The sequence below is a fragment of the Aquiflexum lacus genome (assembly GCF_015476655.1).
Classification (GTDB): domain Bacteria; phylum Bacteroidota; class Bacteroidia; order Cytophagales; family Cyclobacteriaceae; genus Aquiflexum; species Aquiflexum lacus.
This window is the reverse complement of sequence record NZ_JABFHF010000019.1, coordinates 57,288-73,790: the sequence shown is the minus strand read 5'-3', so window position 1 is coordinate 73,790 and position 16,503 is coordinate 57,288. Positions and strand designations below refer to the sequence as shown.

Sequence of the window (16,503 nt, the reverse complement as noted above, 5' to 3'; positions counted from 1 at the left end):
GGTTAAAAGTTTTGAGATTTCCATAAAAATACTTTTTTGATACCGAAACAAAAACTTATTCAACAAAAAAAAAGGTTATTATAAGATAACCTTTCATTTTATCCAAAATTAGTATCGGATGCTTTCTTTTTGTAATTCCTCAAAGTTTTTGAGTGATTCTTCAAACTTGGTCATGTATAACTGAACAAACTTCAGATTGACAGGCTTGACCTTTGGGAATTTGGGCGAAGCTTTGAATAATGTAAACATTGCCTTTCAAATTTAAATTTTAACCATCTATACAAAATTTATGCCATTCGGGTTCATTATTGGTTCTTAAAATAATAAAACCCCTCTCATGGAGAGGGGTTTAGGGTGGAAGACCGGGTTCGAACCGGCGACCTCTGGATCCACAAACCAGCGCTCTAACCAGCTGAGCTACAACCACCATTTAGGATTATTGATCCAAGTATTTCTGGATTCGACTGCAAAGGTAATGTTTCGCTCTTTCCTAAGCAATACTCAATCCTGTAATTTTCTTGAAAATTTTAAACGTTGTCCTTTCTGTTCTTCATGAAATGTGCCGTTTTCGAACGCTAAGTGCCCAGATACAACCGTATGGGTTACTTTGGACTTAAAAGTATGCCCTTCAAATGGCGACCAACCGCATTTAGAAAGAATATTCTCTTTTGCTACCGTCCATGGGCTGTCTAAGTCTGCAATCACCAAATCAGCATGATAGCCTGGACGGATATATCCTCTTTTATCAATTTCAAAAAGTATCGCAGGGTTATGGCACATTTTTTCAGCAATCTGTTCCAATCTGATTTTACCCTGATGGTAAAGGTCCAGCATGGCCACTAAGCTGTGCTGTACCAATGGCCCTCCTGAAGGTGCGGATAAGTAGGTTTTACTTTTTTCTTCAATGGTATGTGGAGCATGGTCCGTGGCGATGACATCAATATGCCCGTCCAAAACCCCTTCTAATATTTTATCCCTATCATCAGCGGATTTTACTGCTGGGTTCCATTTGATAAAATTTCCCTTTTTATCATAATCTTCTTCCGAAAACCACATGTGGTGGATACAGGCTTCAGCAGTTATTCTTTTTTCTTCTAATGGCAGTCTGTTGTCAAAAAGCCCAACTTCTTTACCAGTACTGATATGCAAGACATGAAGCCTGCTGCCGTATTTTCTTGCAAGATCCACTACTTTTTTAGAAGCATCATAACAAGCTTGGGCAGACCTGATTTTAGGATGGTATTTTACTGGAATATCATCTCCGAATTCTGCTTGATATTTCTCAAGATTTGCTTTAATGATTTCGTCATTTTCACTGTGCGTGGCGATGATCATCTTACATTCAGCAAAAATCCTGTCCAGACTTTTTGGATTGTCCACCAGCATATTGCCTGTGGACGAACCTTGGAATACTTTGATGCCGCAAACATTCTCGGGGTCAACTTTAAGGATCTCCTCGATATTATCATTGGTAGCCCCGAAGAAAAAAGAATAATTGGCCAGGGATTTTTCAGAAGCGATTTTGAATTTATCTTCCAATAGTTCCAATGTAACGGCTTGTGGAACGGTATTTGGCATTTCCATGTAGGACGTAATTCCCCCTGCTACGGCAGCTTTGCTTTCGGTATAGATATCAGCCTTATGCGTCAAACCCGGTTCCCTAAAATGTACTTGGTCATCGATCAATCCCGGAAAAATATATTTGCCACTTGCGTCTATAGTCATGTCGGCTTCAAATTCAGAAAGGTCTCTGCCAACATTATAAATTAAGCCATCTTTGATTAAAATATCAGAACGGGTAATCTTGCCTTCATTTACTATATTTGCACCGGTGATTAATATACTTTTCATTTTGTTCTTGATTTGGAGAGATTTATTGACAATTGAATAATAAGCCGCTAAGGGTTATGACCAAAATTAACCCTTGGTTTCAGGTAATGGTTTATTTTCTGCCTTCCTAATTAAGTTCAAAAATACAAAAACATGTCTGATAGCCTTCAATCTTTTGAGAATTTTAAACTGAATAAGCAACTTTTGGATGCAGTCAGGGATGCGGGATATACCAAACCTACCCCGATACAGGAACAGGGCATTCCTCTAGCATTGGCAGGCCATGATGTTTTGGGGATAGCACAGACGGGCACTGGCAAAACAGCAGCTTATGTTTTGCCATTGCTGATGAAAGTCAAATACGCCCAAGGTCAGCATCCAAGGGCATTGATTTTAGCACCTACCAGGGAACTGGTGATGCAGATAGCAGAAGCTGTGGTAGATTTTGGAAAATATACCGATCTCAGGTTTGTGAGTCTTTACGGTGGAATAGGGCCAAAAATCCAAATTGAAAAAGTACAGGCAGGAGTGGATATTATCATTTCTACACCGGGAAGGTTTTTGGACTTATATAAGCGTGGTGAAATTTTTACCAGGGAGATCAAAACCATGGTCATGGATGAGGCGGACAAAATGTTGGATATGGGCTTTTTAGGACAGATCAGGGCGATATTGGAAGTGATTCCAGTCAAAAGACAAAACATGCTTTTCTCTGCAACTTTCAGTGGGAAAATCGAAAAGCTTTCCCATGATTTCCTGGAGTTTCCGGAGCGTGTCGAAATAGCCATTCAGGCTACCACTGCCGATACCATTCAACAGGTGAAATACTTGGTGCCCAATATCAAGACAAAGATCAACCTGTTGGTTCATTTGTTGGAAAGTCAGGATTTCAAACGGGTAATGATCTTTACCAAATCCCGAAAAAATGCTGAGTCGGTCTTCAGTTATCTGGAAAGAAAACATTTGGGTTCAATAAGGGTCATCCATGCCAATAAGGGGCAGAATACCCGTATCAATTCCATGGAGGATTTCAAAGCAGGAGAGGTCAGGATACTGGTAGCAACAGATGTAGCCGCAAGAGGCCTTGATGTCAGTATGGTCAGTCATGTGGTCAACTTTGACGTGCCTTTGATCTATGAAGATTATGTCCACAGAATTGGTCGGACCGGAAGGGCCGAACAGGAAGGTGCAGCCATCACTTTTATCAATCCTGCAGAAGAATACCATTTTGAGAAAATTGAGGAGATTATCAGGATGGAAGTGCCAACTGTGCAAATTCCCTCAGAAGTGACTGTAACTCCCACTCCATTTGAAGAACAGCAGGGCTATGCCAGGGAAATAGATAGTCAGAAGAAAAAAGAGAATCCTGACTTCAAAGGTGGATTCCATGAAAAAAGGGCCCGCCCAAAACCCAATCCAAACAAAGTGGAAAAGAAACGCGGCAACAAAAACTCCAAAGCCAAAAGGAATAGAAATCAGATGAAGACGAAGGGGAAGTGGAAGAAGGGTGGATGAATTTTAGATTTTAGATTTTTTTTTAAAAGAAAATGGATGTCTTTTATTAGGGTGAAAAATCTAAACTCAATGTTATGAATTCTTCACCTCAAACTCCACCCTCAATTCATTCAAAATCGGTGTCAGGATATCTTCTGAGTCTGTTTCGATGCTAAGGACTAAGCTATATCGGACAAATTGATCGTAGCGCTAGTGGTTGGGTCTAGTTTTCCACCAACCGCTGGTTGGGATAATGAAGTTTTTTTTTGATGTTTATTCAATTAAGATCCCATTGCAGGAAAAACAGGCTATTAATTCTCTAATAGCCCATTTCTCAAGGTGATTTCTAATCAGCTAAACTTTCTTGAATTATCTCGAAATCAGAATCTCTTTCTTTTTCATCACTATACCTAATATGCCAGGTTCTCTCGACTCCATTTTCCCAATCTTCCTTTGAGGGGCTAATCGGAGTAAAGGAGATTGAATAATCTTTTCCGTCATCAGACTCAAAACCTAAGTATTCCTTATTGATTTCTTTAAAGGCTTTAAGATTTAACAAGGATCCATTAAGTTCTACAAAGCCATTTCCTGCGTTTTTAATTTTATTCATATTCATTTTTTTAATCGTAAGACTTTTCAATAAACGGAAATATTTCTTTCCGGATTAAGCTTTTTGCAAAAAGGGGCTTTCATCCCTTCGGTGGAAATGGATCATTTCCAAATGAATCCCTTTCCCGAATTCGGCCATTTCGGCCATGAATGAACAATTCGGATTCTTGATTCTGTGCGATTTCTCTAGCTATTTGAATAGCCTCCCTTTGCGTCTCGGTAACCCTAGTTACCCGATCATTTCCAGCACCCCTTACAGCCCAGCCGTCTGTATGCTTTACTACATGTTGATTTTTACCTTTTGACATTTTATGAATTGTTTAATGGTAGTTGACAACTAACAAATAAAAAACCAAATTTGTCACTTGAGTTCCGGGCTATGAAAAATTTATTCAAATTACTTATTTTAAGTCATTATGTCATAAAAAAGATGTTTATGTCAGTGACCGCTTGTCATATCTAATTGACATATATATAAAATTATTCTATAATGTAAACTGAAATTGTACATTTGCGTTAACTTTTATATACGAATTTAATCAATTAACCCTATGAAATATTTAGCAGAGCGCCTCAAATCGGCCCGTTTGATGAATGGCTTATCCCTGCAAGGTCTGGCAGACCGTATAGAAAACCGCATTACCAAGCAAGCAATCAGTAAGTATGAGCAGGGGCAGGTAGTTCCTGACTCAGAAATGATCGGCATATTGGCAGAAGCCCTTCATGTCAGGTCTGACTATTTCCATACCGATACTGTGATTGAATTCGGTGAAATAGAATTTAGAAAACTGGATTCCTATCCTGTAAAAGAGAAAAATAGGATTGTAGAAATAGCTAAAAATAAACTGAGCCGCTACATTGAGTTGGAGGAGATATTGGGCATAGAGACCAAGTTTCATAATCCGCTTGATGGAATGGTAATAAATTCTTTAAAGGATATAGAAAATGCAGCTGAAAAATTAAGGGTTGCCTGGGGATTGGGAACCGATGCCATTTCCAATGTAATCGAACTTTTGGAAGATCATCACATAAAGGTGATTGAGATTGATTCCGAGGAGTCATTTGATGGTTTTGCTACTTGGGTGAATGGGAAGGATATCCCCTTAATCGTGCTCAATAAAGCCAAGCTTGAACACAAGCTTGACCGAAAGCGTTTCACTGCCTTACATGAACTTGGACACTTGCTCCTTGGTGTCAATGGATATGAAGAAAAGCAAAAGGAAAAATTCTGCCATGCTTTTGCAACCGCCATGTTAATCCCTGAGGAAACTTTAAGACAAGAACTGGGCGGTAAAAGAAGTAAACTGTCGATGAATGAACTTGGCGCCATCAAACAGCAATATGGTATTTCTATGCAGGCATTAGTCTATCGGGCAAAAAATCTTGGATTAATCTCTGAAAATTATCTCAAACAGTTTTATATGGTTTTCAATCAGCTGGGATTTCGAGTCAATGAACCTGTAGATTATGAAGGAGTAGAGCATTCCAATCGCTTCTCTCAGCTTTTGTTCAGGGCTTTGGCTGAGGAATTTATCAGCATCAGTAAGGCAGCAGCTTTGAAAAATCAGAAATTGGCCGAGTTTAGAAAGGAAAATATGGTTATCTGATGAGGGTTGCTGTCACCGATGCCTGTATTTTTATAGATCTGATAGAGTTGGATTTGATATCTGACTTTTTTCAATTGGACTTGGAGTTTCATACAACAGTGGAGGTTATGAATGAATTGTTCCAAGAACAAAAGCAGGTATTGGAAGCATACCAAGATGGGAGAAAGCTAATCGTACATAACCTTGATGAACAGGATTTTTCAAAAATGGGAAAAATTGCCTTCCCCCGAGGTCTATCTCCCGAGGATAGATCCGTCATTTACATCGCATTGGAAATCGGGAATGCAATTGTGCTGAGCAGTGATAAACTTGTAAGAAAATGTGCAGAAAGTCATGCTTTAGAATATCATGGACTTTTGTGGATTTTTGACTTATTGGTTGATAATGGTGTTTGTTCTAAAGCCAGAGCACTTTCTACGATTAAAAAGCTTTTTACTATGAATATTGTGTATGCGGGTGCAAAGACTAGAAAGGAGATAGAAAACCGGATTAAGAAATGGGGTTAAAATTAGTTAATCCCAATCATTGCCCTAGATTTCCATCCCTAAAATGGATATGTTTACCATCATTATTTCTCAGCAAAGCTTTTAAATCTAATTACCACTTTTAACCCCAATCAATCCAAATGTTCCCAAGGACCCTTATCGCCATTTTACTGATTGCAAGTTTTTCCTGCGGAAAGCCGGGAGAAGACATCACGGTTGATACATTCAGTTATAGCGTTGATACTGTGACTGTGGACGCCAAAGGGGAAATTTTGTATTTAGAGTATGAACTCAGAGTGGCAGACTACAGTGAAGTTGACGGGTTTTTGTACAATTTCAATAAACATTCGCACAGTATCGAAAAAATAGATCTGGACCGATTAGAATGGGTAAGAACTTTACCATTGCAACAGGAAGGACCGGACGGAACAGGGTTTTGGATTTCGGATATCAAAGGTGTCCGGGAGGGGCAGTTGTTCCTGTCTGGAGAAAAGGCCGGAATCATTAGCTTGGATGGTAAACTGCTCCAAAAGATTGATTGGTCCAATGTCTCTCCCGAAGACGGAGGGATATTGGATGAAGAAAAATTTTATATACAAGTGATCAACCCTAATTTCCCCGAGTCGGCTTTTTCCTTATTTGTCAATTACACCAAAAATTCTGTGATTTTAAAAAAATTGGACGCATCCCAAAATAGGATAGCTATAATTGATATAGATCCCAATGATAATTATAAAACATACACCTTAGGAGACCTGTCTACTTATAATCATTGGGCACCTAGAGTCAACATCAACAGCCAAAGGGATAAAATCATCGTATCCCATGAGTTTGCCAATGATTTTTATGTGTTTTCTCCACACGGTGATTCCCTTCAAGCCATCAATTATACCGCTGCATATACACCTAGCAAGGTAACGCTTACCACTGAAGGGGATTTGGTCAATTCCACGGATGATAGGAAGAATGCCCTTCAGTATTACCTTGGACAGGTAAGTTTTGGGAAGTTGGTCTGGGATGCAAAGCATCAACGATATTACCGGTTTTCTTCCTCTACACAATATGGAGAAGAAGAACGTATGGGATGGCTTTTACCTGAAATCAGCAACAGCGAGGTGTACCTTAGTGTCTTTGATGCCGACTTCAAGCTTCTTGATGAAACGCCAATACCGGAACTCAACGGGCTCCCATTGTCCAAATATTTTGTCAAGGACGGGATGTTGTGGGTATTCGTAAACTTGAATGATGAGATGGGATTTATCAGGGTAAGTTTTGAATAATCCTTCTCTATACCATTAAAATTCAGGCGATTATTTCCTCTTAATCCCTCGGCGGATTGATCATAATGTGTGCTCTATGAGTTCCGGGATCCATGATCCATGGCATGGCCGGGCCTGAAGGCTTTAGGGGCAGGCCGGTGCTTGCTTCAGTAGCCCAAGGGATATAGACCACATAGCGAAGATAGGAGTCTTTGACTTCTCCGGTTTGAAGGTTGTAATTTTCTGCATCAGCGGACAGAACAAAAAGTGTTGCCCCGTCTTTGGGCATTTTGAGTTTACCGCTTTTGACTTCTTCCTCTCTGATATCAAATATTTCCTGGAATCCTTTCCCCTCTTTCTTCAATTGTCGGCCTCTTTCCATAAAGGGTTCCAGCCCAATATGGTAGCAGGAGGCATTGAAGCCGGGACTGTTTGGGTCATCGGTCAGACAGACCAATTCATTGGTTCCCTTTCTCAGCACTATAAATTCACCTTTTTCATTATAACCGTAGACCATGGCACCCTCTCTTTTGTCTTCCGGTGCCGCCATAAGAGCAGTTTTGATCTGGATTTCTTTGCTGGGGATGGTCTGTGAAAATGCAGGAAATACGATTAAAGCGATCAGTAAAAATAATACAGAGGTTTTCATAATATTCTGGTTTTTGTTAGTCTACTAATTTAGAAAAAATTATCAGCAAGGTAAGCTTATTTGGCCATAAACATTTCCTTGACCTCAGGCTCAAATTTTTCGAGGGCATATCTGAGCATCGTTCTGGGCATAATCTTATAATGCTTTTTAAGAAAATCATACTCGGTTTGATAATCCCTGTTCCCAACTTCCCTGAGCATCCAGCCAACAGCTTTGTGAATGAGATCATGTTTGTGGAAAAGTAAGATTTCAGAGATTTTCAATGTATCATCAAAATCATTTTTACGGATAAAGAAGAAAGTGCTGATAATGGCTATCCTTTGGTCCCAGAGGTCGTCTGAAGTGGCAAGGTTATAAAGCAAGGTTCTGTCTTTGTCATACAGCCATGAACCCAAAATCTTGGGTGCTGTGCTGTCTACCAGATCCCAGTTATTGACATATTGTTTGTTTTTCAGGTAAAAATCCACCCACTGCTTTTTTTCTAAAGGAGTTTTTGATTTTTCATATTTGCTGACCAGCATAAAAAGGGCTGTTAATCTTACCTCATGGTACGGAGAGGTAATCAATATCATTAGGTCCTTTTCATCGATTGCCGGTAGGAATTTTTTGGCGATTTTTCTTTGCTGAGGAACTTGGATACCCAAAAATTGATCGCCTTCACCGTATTCACCTTTTCCGGTTTTGAAAAAATAGGGGAGGAATAATGCTTTTTCCTTGTCCGATAGCGACTTAAGTTCTGAAATAATTTTTTCCGGGAGATTATTTTCAGGATTCATTTGTACATAATTGAGAGTAAAAAAATGAAATGGTTTATAATGAGTTTATTGAGTGCGGGATAAAAATAAAAAAAACCTCCAGATATTAAGTTATCTGCAGGTTTGAATTTTGATTTTCAGAATTGAAATTTAAAAATCCATGTCTTCCATATCTTCTCTTCCACCTTCTCGTTTACCGTTTTTATCCCTGAACCCACCAAACCTATAGGTGAATCCAAGTGTTCCTATTCTGGTTTCCCGGTTGAAGGCCCTGTTATAAACAAAACGTGAATCGATAGTTTTGATCCTAAAGATCTGGGTATTGAATACATCACTTACATTCAGACTGATGGTTGCTTTCTTATTCAGAATATCTTTTCTCACCCCTATATTCAAGCCCCAATAGGGTTCAATTTCTCCTTGTGGAAAAACAATCGGCCCTCTATAATTTCCTTGTACCTGTACAGAAAATAAATTAGGGATAGCCATGGTGGACAATAGATTTAAGGTCCAGCTAAAGTTGGAATTATTAAACCCTTCACCTAGATTGTCTCCGAAAATCTCAGAGTAAAAAAAGTTTCCAGTTAGGGCAAGATCAAACCAATCGGTTACCTGAATTTGATTCACCAATTCTAAACCGGTACTTTTTCTAACATTGGCATTTTCTCTACTTTGTATAGTGATATTATCATCCAGGAGAGTGATGATTCTTGTTTGGATATTGGTGGAATATCTATGGTAAACTGTGGCATTTAAGAGGTATTTTGACCAACCTTTCATGTAACCGACTTCATAACTATCTGTCAATTCAGGTTGAAGCGTTGGATTTCCGACCGAAAAATTCAATTGGTCTCTCAAATTGTAAATTGGCGAAAGTGACCAAATATTAGGTCTTGAAATTCTTCTACTGTAATTGGCTGAAATTTCCTGTTCTTCTCCTAAAGTATAAGAAGTGTAAACGCTGGGAAATAAATTGAAATAATTATTGATGAATTCTTCTCCAGAACTTTCCAGTTGGCCCATGGTACGGGTATATTCACCTCTGAGTCCAACCTGATATCCAAATTTGTTGAATCTGTTTCTATAGATTAAATAAGATGCGTATACATCTTCATTAAAGGTGTAAATGTCGTTCAAAGAATCTATTGGGACAGGAATGAATTCATTTGATGCTGTTCCTTGAGAAAATGATTGGTCTCTCATCCATTTTCCAAAAGTCCCTTTCACTCCAGCCTCTATTTTACCATTTTCTCCGAGAGGATTTTCGTAATCTACCTGAAATATAGAAAAATTGCTTTCCCTTAAGCTTCCATCCAATTGGTTCAAGCTGTTTTCAGGTACAAATTCATTAAAGGAATTGTAGAATGTCTGCTCTGTAAACTGTGATTGTTCTCTATTATCGTAGGCGTATGAAAAAGAAGTGAATAATTTTTGACCTGATGAATCCAAATTTAAAGTGTAATAAACACCTGTTTCGAAATTGAGTCTATCACTTGTCTCAAACCTATCCCTACTAAAAATACTGTCCAATTCATTATTAATATTAAGATTGTTCTGAAAGGTAAGCTCGTCTTCTGTTTCACTTCCAAAATTGGCCTGAGCATATACTCCGAAAACGGATTTTTCGGAAATATTGTAATCCATTCCTGTTCTAAACAATGATCCCCTGCGTTTCTCGATTTCATCGCCTTCCTGAACTAGAAATCTGGAAATGCCTGGTACAAAATTTTCTCTTCTCCCTTCAGCAATTCTAAACCTTCTCCTGTCCTGAAAATCAAAAGCAGCATAATAATTTACTTTATCCGTTCTGTAATTAAGGTTTATTCCAGCTTGATATTTATCTCTAGTTCCGATTGATGCATTCACTTGACCATTAAATCCTATGTCCTGATTCTTTTTTAGAATAATATTAATGATACCGCCTACTCCTGCAGCATCGTATCTTGAGGAAGGGTTCGTAATCAATTCTACAGATTTTATGCTATTTGCAGGAAATTGAGAAAGGATGTTATCCGTGTCAGAAGATGAAAGGTTTGAAGGTCTTCCATTAATGTAGATCAATACCTCACCACTTCCCCGCATTGATATTCCGCCTTCTTCATCGACTTGAATAGAAGGTAATGTACCAAGAAGTTCAGCTGCGGTTGCCCCTTCAGCTACAATACTATTTTCCACATTGTAGGTTCGTTTATCTATATCACTGGTGAAAATCGAGGAAACACCTTCCACAACCACCTCCTGTAAGTTGGTTGCATCTGTCTTGATTTGGATATTCCCTACATTGAGTATATTCTTATCACCGACAGATATGTATTTGAAAGCACTTTCATACCCAATAAAACCTATTCTTAAAATATAGTCACCTATTTCGGATTCGAAAGAAAATGTACCATCCAAATCGCTCATGACTCCTGTCACAAGAGAAGAATCTCCAGGACTAAGTAGCGCAATATTGGCAAACTCCATGGGTTGATTTGATGTTGCATCAGTTACCTTTCCTTTTATGATGTGCGTCTGGGCAAAGGATTCAGTACCAAAAAGTATGAAAATTAAAATAGACAAATAAGATAAAACAGATTTCATTTTTTGATTTTTTTAATATTTAAAATAGTATTGATAAACAGAATATAATTTTTTAAAATTGATTTATATAACAAAATAATTAGGAATTTGATTTATTTTTTTAGAATTAACTAAATTTTATTGGTTTATTGATGAATACCTTTAAAATGGATAAATCAGTTTCACTTAAATTTTTCTTGAATATATTCAATGTCGTTACATATAAAGAAACGCCTGGGAAGTCATTTGGTTCGAGAGATATGTGTATATACAATTAATTTCTTTGGGCTGTATATGCCTTACATGAATGGTAAGGGTAAATCAGCTGAGAAGTAACAATTGTCTCAGTAGAAACCAATGGATCAATTATATTTTGGATAATTGAGGGTATATTATTTTAAATCAGGGTGGCATCATGCTATTCAGGTTTAAAAAAAAACCAGGCACATATTCAGTTAAGCAATTGAAAATCCAATAATTATATAAAAATAACTACTGTAAGGGATTGTTTAGTCCAAACAATTCCATTACTTTTGAATTAGTTTTAAAATTATTTTGACTATGAATATTGAATGTACTTTTGGGAAATTTAAAATTATTCAAACTGTTGCTGATGATGAAGAATTATTAATTCTTTCAAAATGGGATTGTCTTAAAAATTTTTTTGCCAGTAGCAGGATTTTCCTGGTCAATCAGAAAGAAGCAGTTTTCGGAGTCTATCTCAATAAAAAGGAGTGTTTGGAAACCATTAGCGAGCTGATCAAAAATATTGATTATAAGGATTGGGACCATCTACATTTAGGAAGTGACCAATTGATAGCTAAACAATAGCCTTTTCAAGAATCAGATTGAAAAATCGGCTAAAAATTAAGCTACTAGTTTTTTCAGTGTCTCTTTAATCAAATTGTCCACAATTTTATAGCCATTCTTTGCAAATTCATGGGTAATCCTATTGGCTACAATGGCATTCAGACTGAGCATTTCATGGCCCAATAACCTACCCATGGCATAATACCCTGCGGTCTCCATTTCAAAATTTGTCATTTGGAAACCATCAAGATTGATCGCCGCCAATTTCTCGATAATATCTGGAATAGCGGGCTTAAGTCTTACTTCCCGACCTTGAGGACCAAAAAATCCAGGGCATGTGACTGTATTTCCTTGAATCATATCTGAACCCAGAAGCTTTAATAAAGCCGCTGAACCTTCGATACAGTAGGGCTCAAATGAAAGGCCAAGTTTTTCCTTGATCTTTTTACCTACTTCACTTTCCATTGCTGTCTTTTCTATACTATAGAAGGACATTAATGAATCTAACCCTATACCGTACTTTGAGGCCAACAATGAACCGGTTGGGATCTCGGATCTCATACTTCCAGAAGTACCTATTCGGATAATTTGAAGACTGGTGTGATCTTTTTTTGGCATACGGGTTTGCAGGTCAATATTGACCAAGGCATCCAATTCAGTCATAAAGATCTCGATATTGTCGGTCCCCATGCCTGTACTGATGGCAGTGATTCTTTTTCCTTTATAAGTCCCCGTGTGTGTCACAAATTCTCTTTTGGAAATCTTAAACTCAATTTCGTCAAAATACTGGGATACCTTCTGAACCCTGTCCGGATCACCTACAGCTATAACAGTTGAAGCCAGGTGTTCTGGCTTCAAATTCAAATGGTAAATGCTCCCATCAGGATTGATGATCAGTTCCGACTCAGGAATTCTTTTGTCCATGATTGGTTTGTTTTACTTTTTCTTTGTCCTGACGTCTAATTAATCCCTTCAATGGATTGTAACCGTTGGTATTTTTCTGGTAATAACCTGTGCCGTTATAAGGTCTTTTTTCAGGATGATCTTTGCATTCAGCCGAACAAGCACCGTCCATTTTCCACCCACATTTTTCACAGATTGGCAAGTGTTCGTTACAGCTTGGGTTGGCACAGTTGACCATTCTATCACAATCAGTACCGCAAATATGACAGGTCGAAATCACTTTGGGATTGACCTTATTGATGTCCACTGCAATCCTGTTGTCAAAAACATAGCATTTACCTTCAAAGTCTTCTCCGCCAGCCTCTATGCCATATTTGATGATGCCGCCATGAAGTTGATATACATCTTTGAAACCCTGTTCCAAAAGAAAGGCAGATGCCTTTTCGCATTTGATGCCACCTGTACAATAGGTCAATACCTTTTTGTCTTTGAGGTGTTCAAGTTCTTTTACCTTTTCCGGAAAATCCCTGAAATTTTCCATGTCCAAGGTCAGTGCGTTTTTAAATCTACCAAGTTCATGTTCATAATTGGACCTTACATCGAGAATCACAACATCATCTCGATCTTTGAAGGCTTTGAATTCTTCGGGTTCAAGATGCTTGCCTGTTTTTACGTTTGGATCAAGATGCCGAAGGCTGCTGTGGACGATTTCAGGTTTGACACGCACATGGATTTTTGCAAAGGCATGCGTATCATGCGCATCTATTTTGAATTCGGTTTTGGCAAAGCGATCATCTGAATGAATGTAGGTCATATATTTATCACAGTCTTCCTTCAGACCGGAAACAGTTCCGTTCAGTCCTTCAGGAGAAATGATAATACGGCCTCGGATGTTGTTTTCGATGCAGAAGAGGTGATGCTCTTCCCGGTATGCTTCCGTATCTTCGATAGCGGCGTAGCAATAGTAAAGTAGGATGTTGTATTGATTTTTTTCCATAACTGAAGCCCTGTTTCAAGCAGGGTGTTTTGGTAAAAAGATTTTAGAATTTAGAAGGTAGATTTTAGATTGGTTGCCCTTGATCCTTTCTTTTTAATGTAATTTATTTTTTGACTTTGGATGAGATATATGAACTAAATGCTCTTATTTGACTTTTACGGCAGGATTTCCGAAGACGGTTTCGCCATCTTTGACATCTGATATGACCACCGAACCAGCTCCGACTCTTGAGTTTTTGCCCAAGGTGACTCCTGATACTACAATCACCCCTGAACCTATAAATGCACCTTCTTTGACAGTGGCATTGGAGTTGACAACTGCACCCGCACCGATCTGCACAAAATCACCTATTTCTGCACCATGATCAATTATTGAACCTGAATTGAAAATGCAGTGACTTCCGATTTTTGCTCCTGCGCCAATGTTGACTTTTGCATTGATGAAATTCCCATGTCCTATGATGGTGTCAGTGGAGATGTAAGAAGTTTCGTGAATGGCATTAATGGGTTGTACTTTCCGTTTGTCTTGGAGCATTTTGACCAGAAACTGACGGTATTTGTTATCATCCACAGCTACGAATGCTTCAGTTTTTTGTCCAATCAATTTGAGGAATCCATCATCCTCGGGGTTTCCGAGTACGGGGACCACATTGATCTCAGTACCGTGTAATTTTTCATCCTCATCCAGAAAACCATAAACAATAACCTTATTGCTGTTGAAGATTTCGAGTGCGGGATGGGCAATTCCTTTAGCACCAAGTATAATGACAGGTTTATCCATGTTTTTCTTAATATTCGGATGGCAAAAGTACAGTTTATTGGACTTCTAACCAAAAATCATTTCCTTTCCGGTTTGAGGAGGTTTTGTCCAATTTTGCAGTCCAGACATTTTTTTGGTTTGCAATAATCTTGATAAAGACCGATCATTCCCTGCGTATCAAAAGCGTTTTGCGCCACCCATAAATGAACTGAATACTTCCTTATGATAAAGTTGTCTTCGGCAGATACTTCCTGAAGCAGGTCAAATGATTTTTCTTTCCATTCAGGTTCCTGAATGTATTGACCATAAGCAAACCATAAGGGGCTTATAAAGTTAATAGTGAGTAAGGTTAAAGTGTTGTTGCTGAGTTTTTTGGACAATCTTTTTTGTGCAGGTTTGTCTATTCCAAAATGTTGTTGCCAATATTCCGGGATATCTATATCGAATATCTTTTTGAACAATTCATAATTTCCGGAAAAATTGATAATAGCCGAAAAAAGACTTGGATTTTGACAGAGAATCTGTGCTAATTGTGCAATCCTTACTGCAGGGAAATTATGGGGTCTCACACCCATCAACTTCCATTCATGATGGTGGATGTTTTTTTTTAACCCATATTTTTTCTGATAAAAATCATACTCTTTCTTCAGAAACTTTCCATACTCGTCTTGTGGGTTTTCCGGGATCAGATCTGCTTGTCCAAACAAGATGGCCTCAATGATGGTGGACTGAGGTCCATGTTTTTGTAAAGTTCTGTAAGGAATGCTTTCCGCTAATCTCAGCATGGGCAGGGCATTGGTTTTGAATCCAAAACATTGAAACAGCCATCGATAGGTACTTTCTTCCCAATCATTGTTTATGTTTTGTAAAATCCCATTAAATTGTTCAGATTTTTTTTCCAACCGTTCTACAAGAGCTTTCTCCAACATGGAGAACTTAATGATAGGCTTAATTTCTTTTAGTTCCTGACCACAAAGAATCTCATCCTTGCGGCTAACCAGTCTCTCATAGTTACGCAATACATCCAACCAGATTTTCCCTTTTAACTCCAAGGTAGGGATCAAACTGCCATCTGTTCTGTGAATGGGTCGGTCATCCTCCCATACCACATGTAAAACCACTGAATCGTATCTTAGGTCGGCATCATGGTCATGATGCTTCCAATCAGAAGATTTGCGGTGCACTTCTACATGCCCTGCATGTTCCAGTTTGCCGATTTTGATTCGGGATTCCAAAAAATCAGGGCCTTCATGAAAATTATGAAACCCGATTTTTTTCACTTCAATGGGCAGTCCATCTGTTGTCCTCAACTGACTTTTATCAAAATATTGGTGTTTCCATACCCGCTGTAGAAAATCTTCCTGAAAATCCATGTTAAAAATTGATTTAAAAATAAGTGAAACATAAAATTGAAAGGCACCTTTAATTTAATAAGTTTTTGTTTAGTTTGAAACTAAAGCAAATAAAATTAAGCCAGCATTTGACCGGAAAAACATTCAGAAAAGGAATGACGTCCGGTTCCCCGTCATTCCGAGTGGAGAAAATTGGCATTTACAGAAAGGGAATGACATCGGTTTCTACGTCATTCCGAGTCCCTAACATTTTAAAAATGTTCAGAAAGGGTAATGACATTTAGGATATATCATTCTGGCCTCGGCAAGCTCGGCCACCGGGGTTGTCTAGTTGGGAGGTGGGGGTGGGAAAAGCGGCGGCGCCGCTTTTCCCACCCCCACCTTTATTAACCAGATTCTCCGTTCCCCGAGCTTGCCGAGGGGTATTTTACA

16 protein-coding genes and 1 tRNA gene are annotated in these 16,503 nt (G+C 38.5%); 5 read left to right on the top strand and 12 right to left on the bottom strand.

Annotated elements, in window-relative coordinates; genetic code table 11:
• Positions 1-108 precede the first annotated feature (108 nt).
• From HMJ38_RS16675 to HMJ38_RS16665, 3 genes are all read right to left on the bottom strand, one after another.
• Positions 109-249, bottom strand: coding sequence for a hypothetical protein (locus HMJ38_RS16675; protein WP_194975559.1), 141 nt, complete (start codon positions 247-249; stop codon positions 109-111).
• Positions 250-352: 103 nt separating this feature from the next.
• Positions 353-428: transfer RNA gene (locus HMJ38_RS16670), tRNA-His, on the bottom strand.
• Between the two features lie 73 nt (positions 429-501).
• A complete protein-coding gene (locus HMJ38_RS16665; RefSeq protein WP_194975558.1) occupies positions 502-1,851 on the bottom strand; it encodes a dihydroorotase in 1,350 nt (449 codons plus the stop codon).
• A 132-nt stretch (positions 1,852-1,983) separates the two neighbouring features.
• Here HMJ38_RS16665 and HMJ38_RS16660 point away from each other — a divergent pair, with 132 nt between their 5' ends.
• On the top strand, positions 1,984-3,345 hold the full coding sequence (locus HMJ38_RS16660) for a DEAD/DEAH box helicase (protein ID WP_194975557.1): 1,362 nt from the start codon (positions 1,984-1,986) through the stop codon (positions 3,343-3,345).
• A gap of 325 nt (positions 3,346-3,670) precedes the next feature.
• On the opposite strand, the gene HMJ38_RS16655 is transcribed toward HMJ38_RS16660, so the two are convergent.
• On the bottom strand, positions 3,671-3,934 hold the full coding sequence (locus HMJ38_RS16655; RefSeq protein ID WP_194975556.1) for a hypothetical protein: 264 nt from the start codon (positions 3,932-3,934) through the stop codon (positions 3,671-3,673).
• A gap of 79 nt (positions 3,935-4,013) precedes the next feature.
• Complete coding sequence (locus tag HMJ38_RS16650; protein ID WP_194975555.1) at positions 4,014-4,241, bottom strand: DUF2188 domain-containing protein; 228 nt, start codon at positions 4,239-4,241, stop codon at positions 4,014-4,016.
• Between the two features lie 243 nt (positions 4,242-4,484).
• Here HMJ38_RS16650 and HMJ38_RS16645 point away from each other — a divergent pair, with 243 nt between their 5' ends.
• The 3 genes from HMJ38_RS16645 to HMJ38_RS16635 all read left to right on the top strand — a co-directional run bounded on the left by HMJ38_RS16645 (position 4,485) and on the right by HMJ38_RS16635 (position 7,305).
• Positions 4,485-5,540, top strand: coding sequence for a helix-turn-helix domain-containing protein (locus tag HMJ38_RS16645; RefSeq protein WP_194975554.1), 1,056 nt, complete (start codon positions 4,485-4,487; stop codon positions 5,538-5,540).
• Complete coding sequence (locus tag HMJ38_RS16640; protein ID WP_194975553.1) at positions 5,540-6,046, top strand: PIN domain-containing protein; 507 nt, start codon at positions 5,540-5,542, stop codon at positions 6,044-6,046. Before HMJ38_RS16645 ends, HMJ38_RS16640 begins: the two co-directional genes overlap by 1 nt.
• Before the next feature lie 119 nt (positions 6,047-6,165).
• A complete protein-coding gene (locus HMJ38_RS16635) occupies positions 6,166-7,305 on the top strand; it encodes a DUF4221 family protein (RefSeq protein WP_194975552.1) in 1,140 nt (379 codons plus the stop codon).
• Positions 7,306-7,345: 40 nt separating this feature from the next.
• Here the strand turns inward: HMJ38_RS16635 and HMJ38_RS16630 are convergent, their stop codons facing one another.
• From HMJ38_RS16630 to HMJ38_RS16620, 3 genes are all read right to left on the bottom strand, one after another.
• Positions 7,346-7,933, bottom strand: a complete 588-nt coding sequence (locus HMJ38_RS16630; RefSeq protein ID WP_194975551.1) for a hypothetical protein — start codon at positions 7,931-7,933, stop codon at positions 7,346-7,348.
• Positions 7,934-7,989: 56 nt separating this feature from the next.
• Positions 7,990-8,709 carry a DNA alkylation repair protein gene (locus tag HMJ38_RS16625; protein WP_194975550.1) on the bottom strand — a complete coding sequence of 240 codons (720 nt, stop codon included), beginning with the start codon at positions 8,707-8,709 and terminating at the stop codon, positions 7,990-7,992.
• Between the two features lie 129 nt (positions 8,710-8,838).
• On the bottom strand, positions 8,839-11,271 hold the full coding sequence (locus HMJ38_RS16620) for an outer membrane beta-barrel family protein (protein WP_194975549.1): 2,433 nt from the start codon (positions 11,269-11,271) through the stop codon (positions 8,839-8,841).
• A 540-nt stretch (positions 11,272-11,811) separates the two neighbouring features.
• On the opposite strand from HMJ38_RS16620, the gene HMJ38_RS16615 reads away from it, so the two are divergent.
• Positions 11,812-12,081: a hypothetical protein gene (locus tag HMJ38_RS16615; protein WP_194975548.1), complete on the top strand. Its 270-nt coding sequence runs from the start codon at positions 11,812-11,814 to the stop codon at positions 12,079-12,081.
• A 36-nt stretch (positions 12,082-12,117) separates the two neighbouring features.
• Here the strand turns inward: HMJ38_RS16615 and HMJ38_RS16610 are convergent, their stop codons facing one another.
• The 4 genes from HMJ38_RS16610 to HMJ38_RS16595 all read right to left on the bottom strand — a co-directional run bounded on the left by HMJ38_RS16610 (position 12,118) and on the right by HMJ38_RS16595 (position 16,092).
• Positions 12,118-12,984 carry a nucleoside phosphorylase gene (locus HMJ38_RS16610; RefSeq protein WP_194975547.1) on the bottom strand — a complete coding sequence of 289 codons (867 nt, stop codon included), beginning with the start codon at positions 12,982-12,984 and terminating at the stop codon, positions 12,118-12,120.
• On the bottom strand, positions 12,965-13,960 hold the full coding sequence (trhO, locus tag HMJ38_RS16605) for an oxygen-dependent tRNA uridine(34) hydroxylase TrhO (protein ID WP_194975546.1): 996 nt from the start codon (positions 13,958-13,960) through the stop codon (positions 12,965-12,967). Before trhO ends, HMJ38_RS16610 begins: the two co-directional genes overlap by 20 nt.
• 144 nt (positions 13,961-14,104) lie before the next feature.
• The gene (locus HMJ38_RS16600) at positions 14,105-14,740 is read right to left on the bottom strand and encodes an acetyltransferase (RefSeq protein ID WP_194975545.1); all 636 of its coding nucleotides are present in this window, start codon (positions 14,738-14,740) and stop codon (positions 14,105-14,107) included.
• A 56-nt stretch (positions 14,741-14,796) separates the two neighbouring features.
• Positions 14,797-16,092, bottom strand: coding sequence for a DUF2851 family protein (locus HMJ38_RS16595; protein ID WP_194975544.1), 1,296 nt, complete (start codon positions 16,090-16,092; stop codon positions 14,797-14,799).
• Positions 16,093-16,503: the final 411 nt, after the last annotated feature.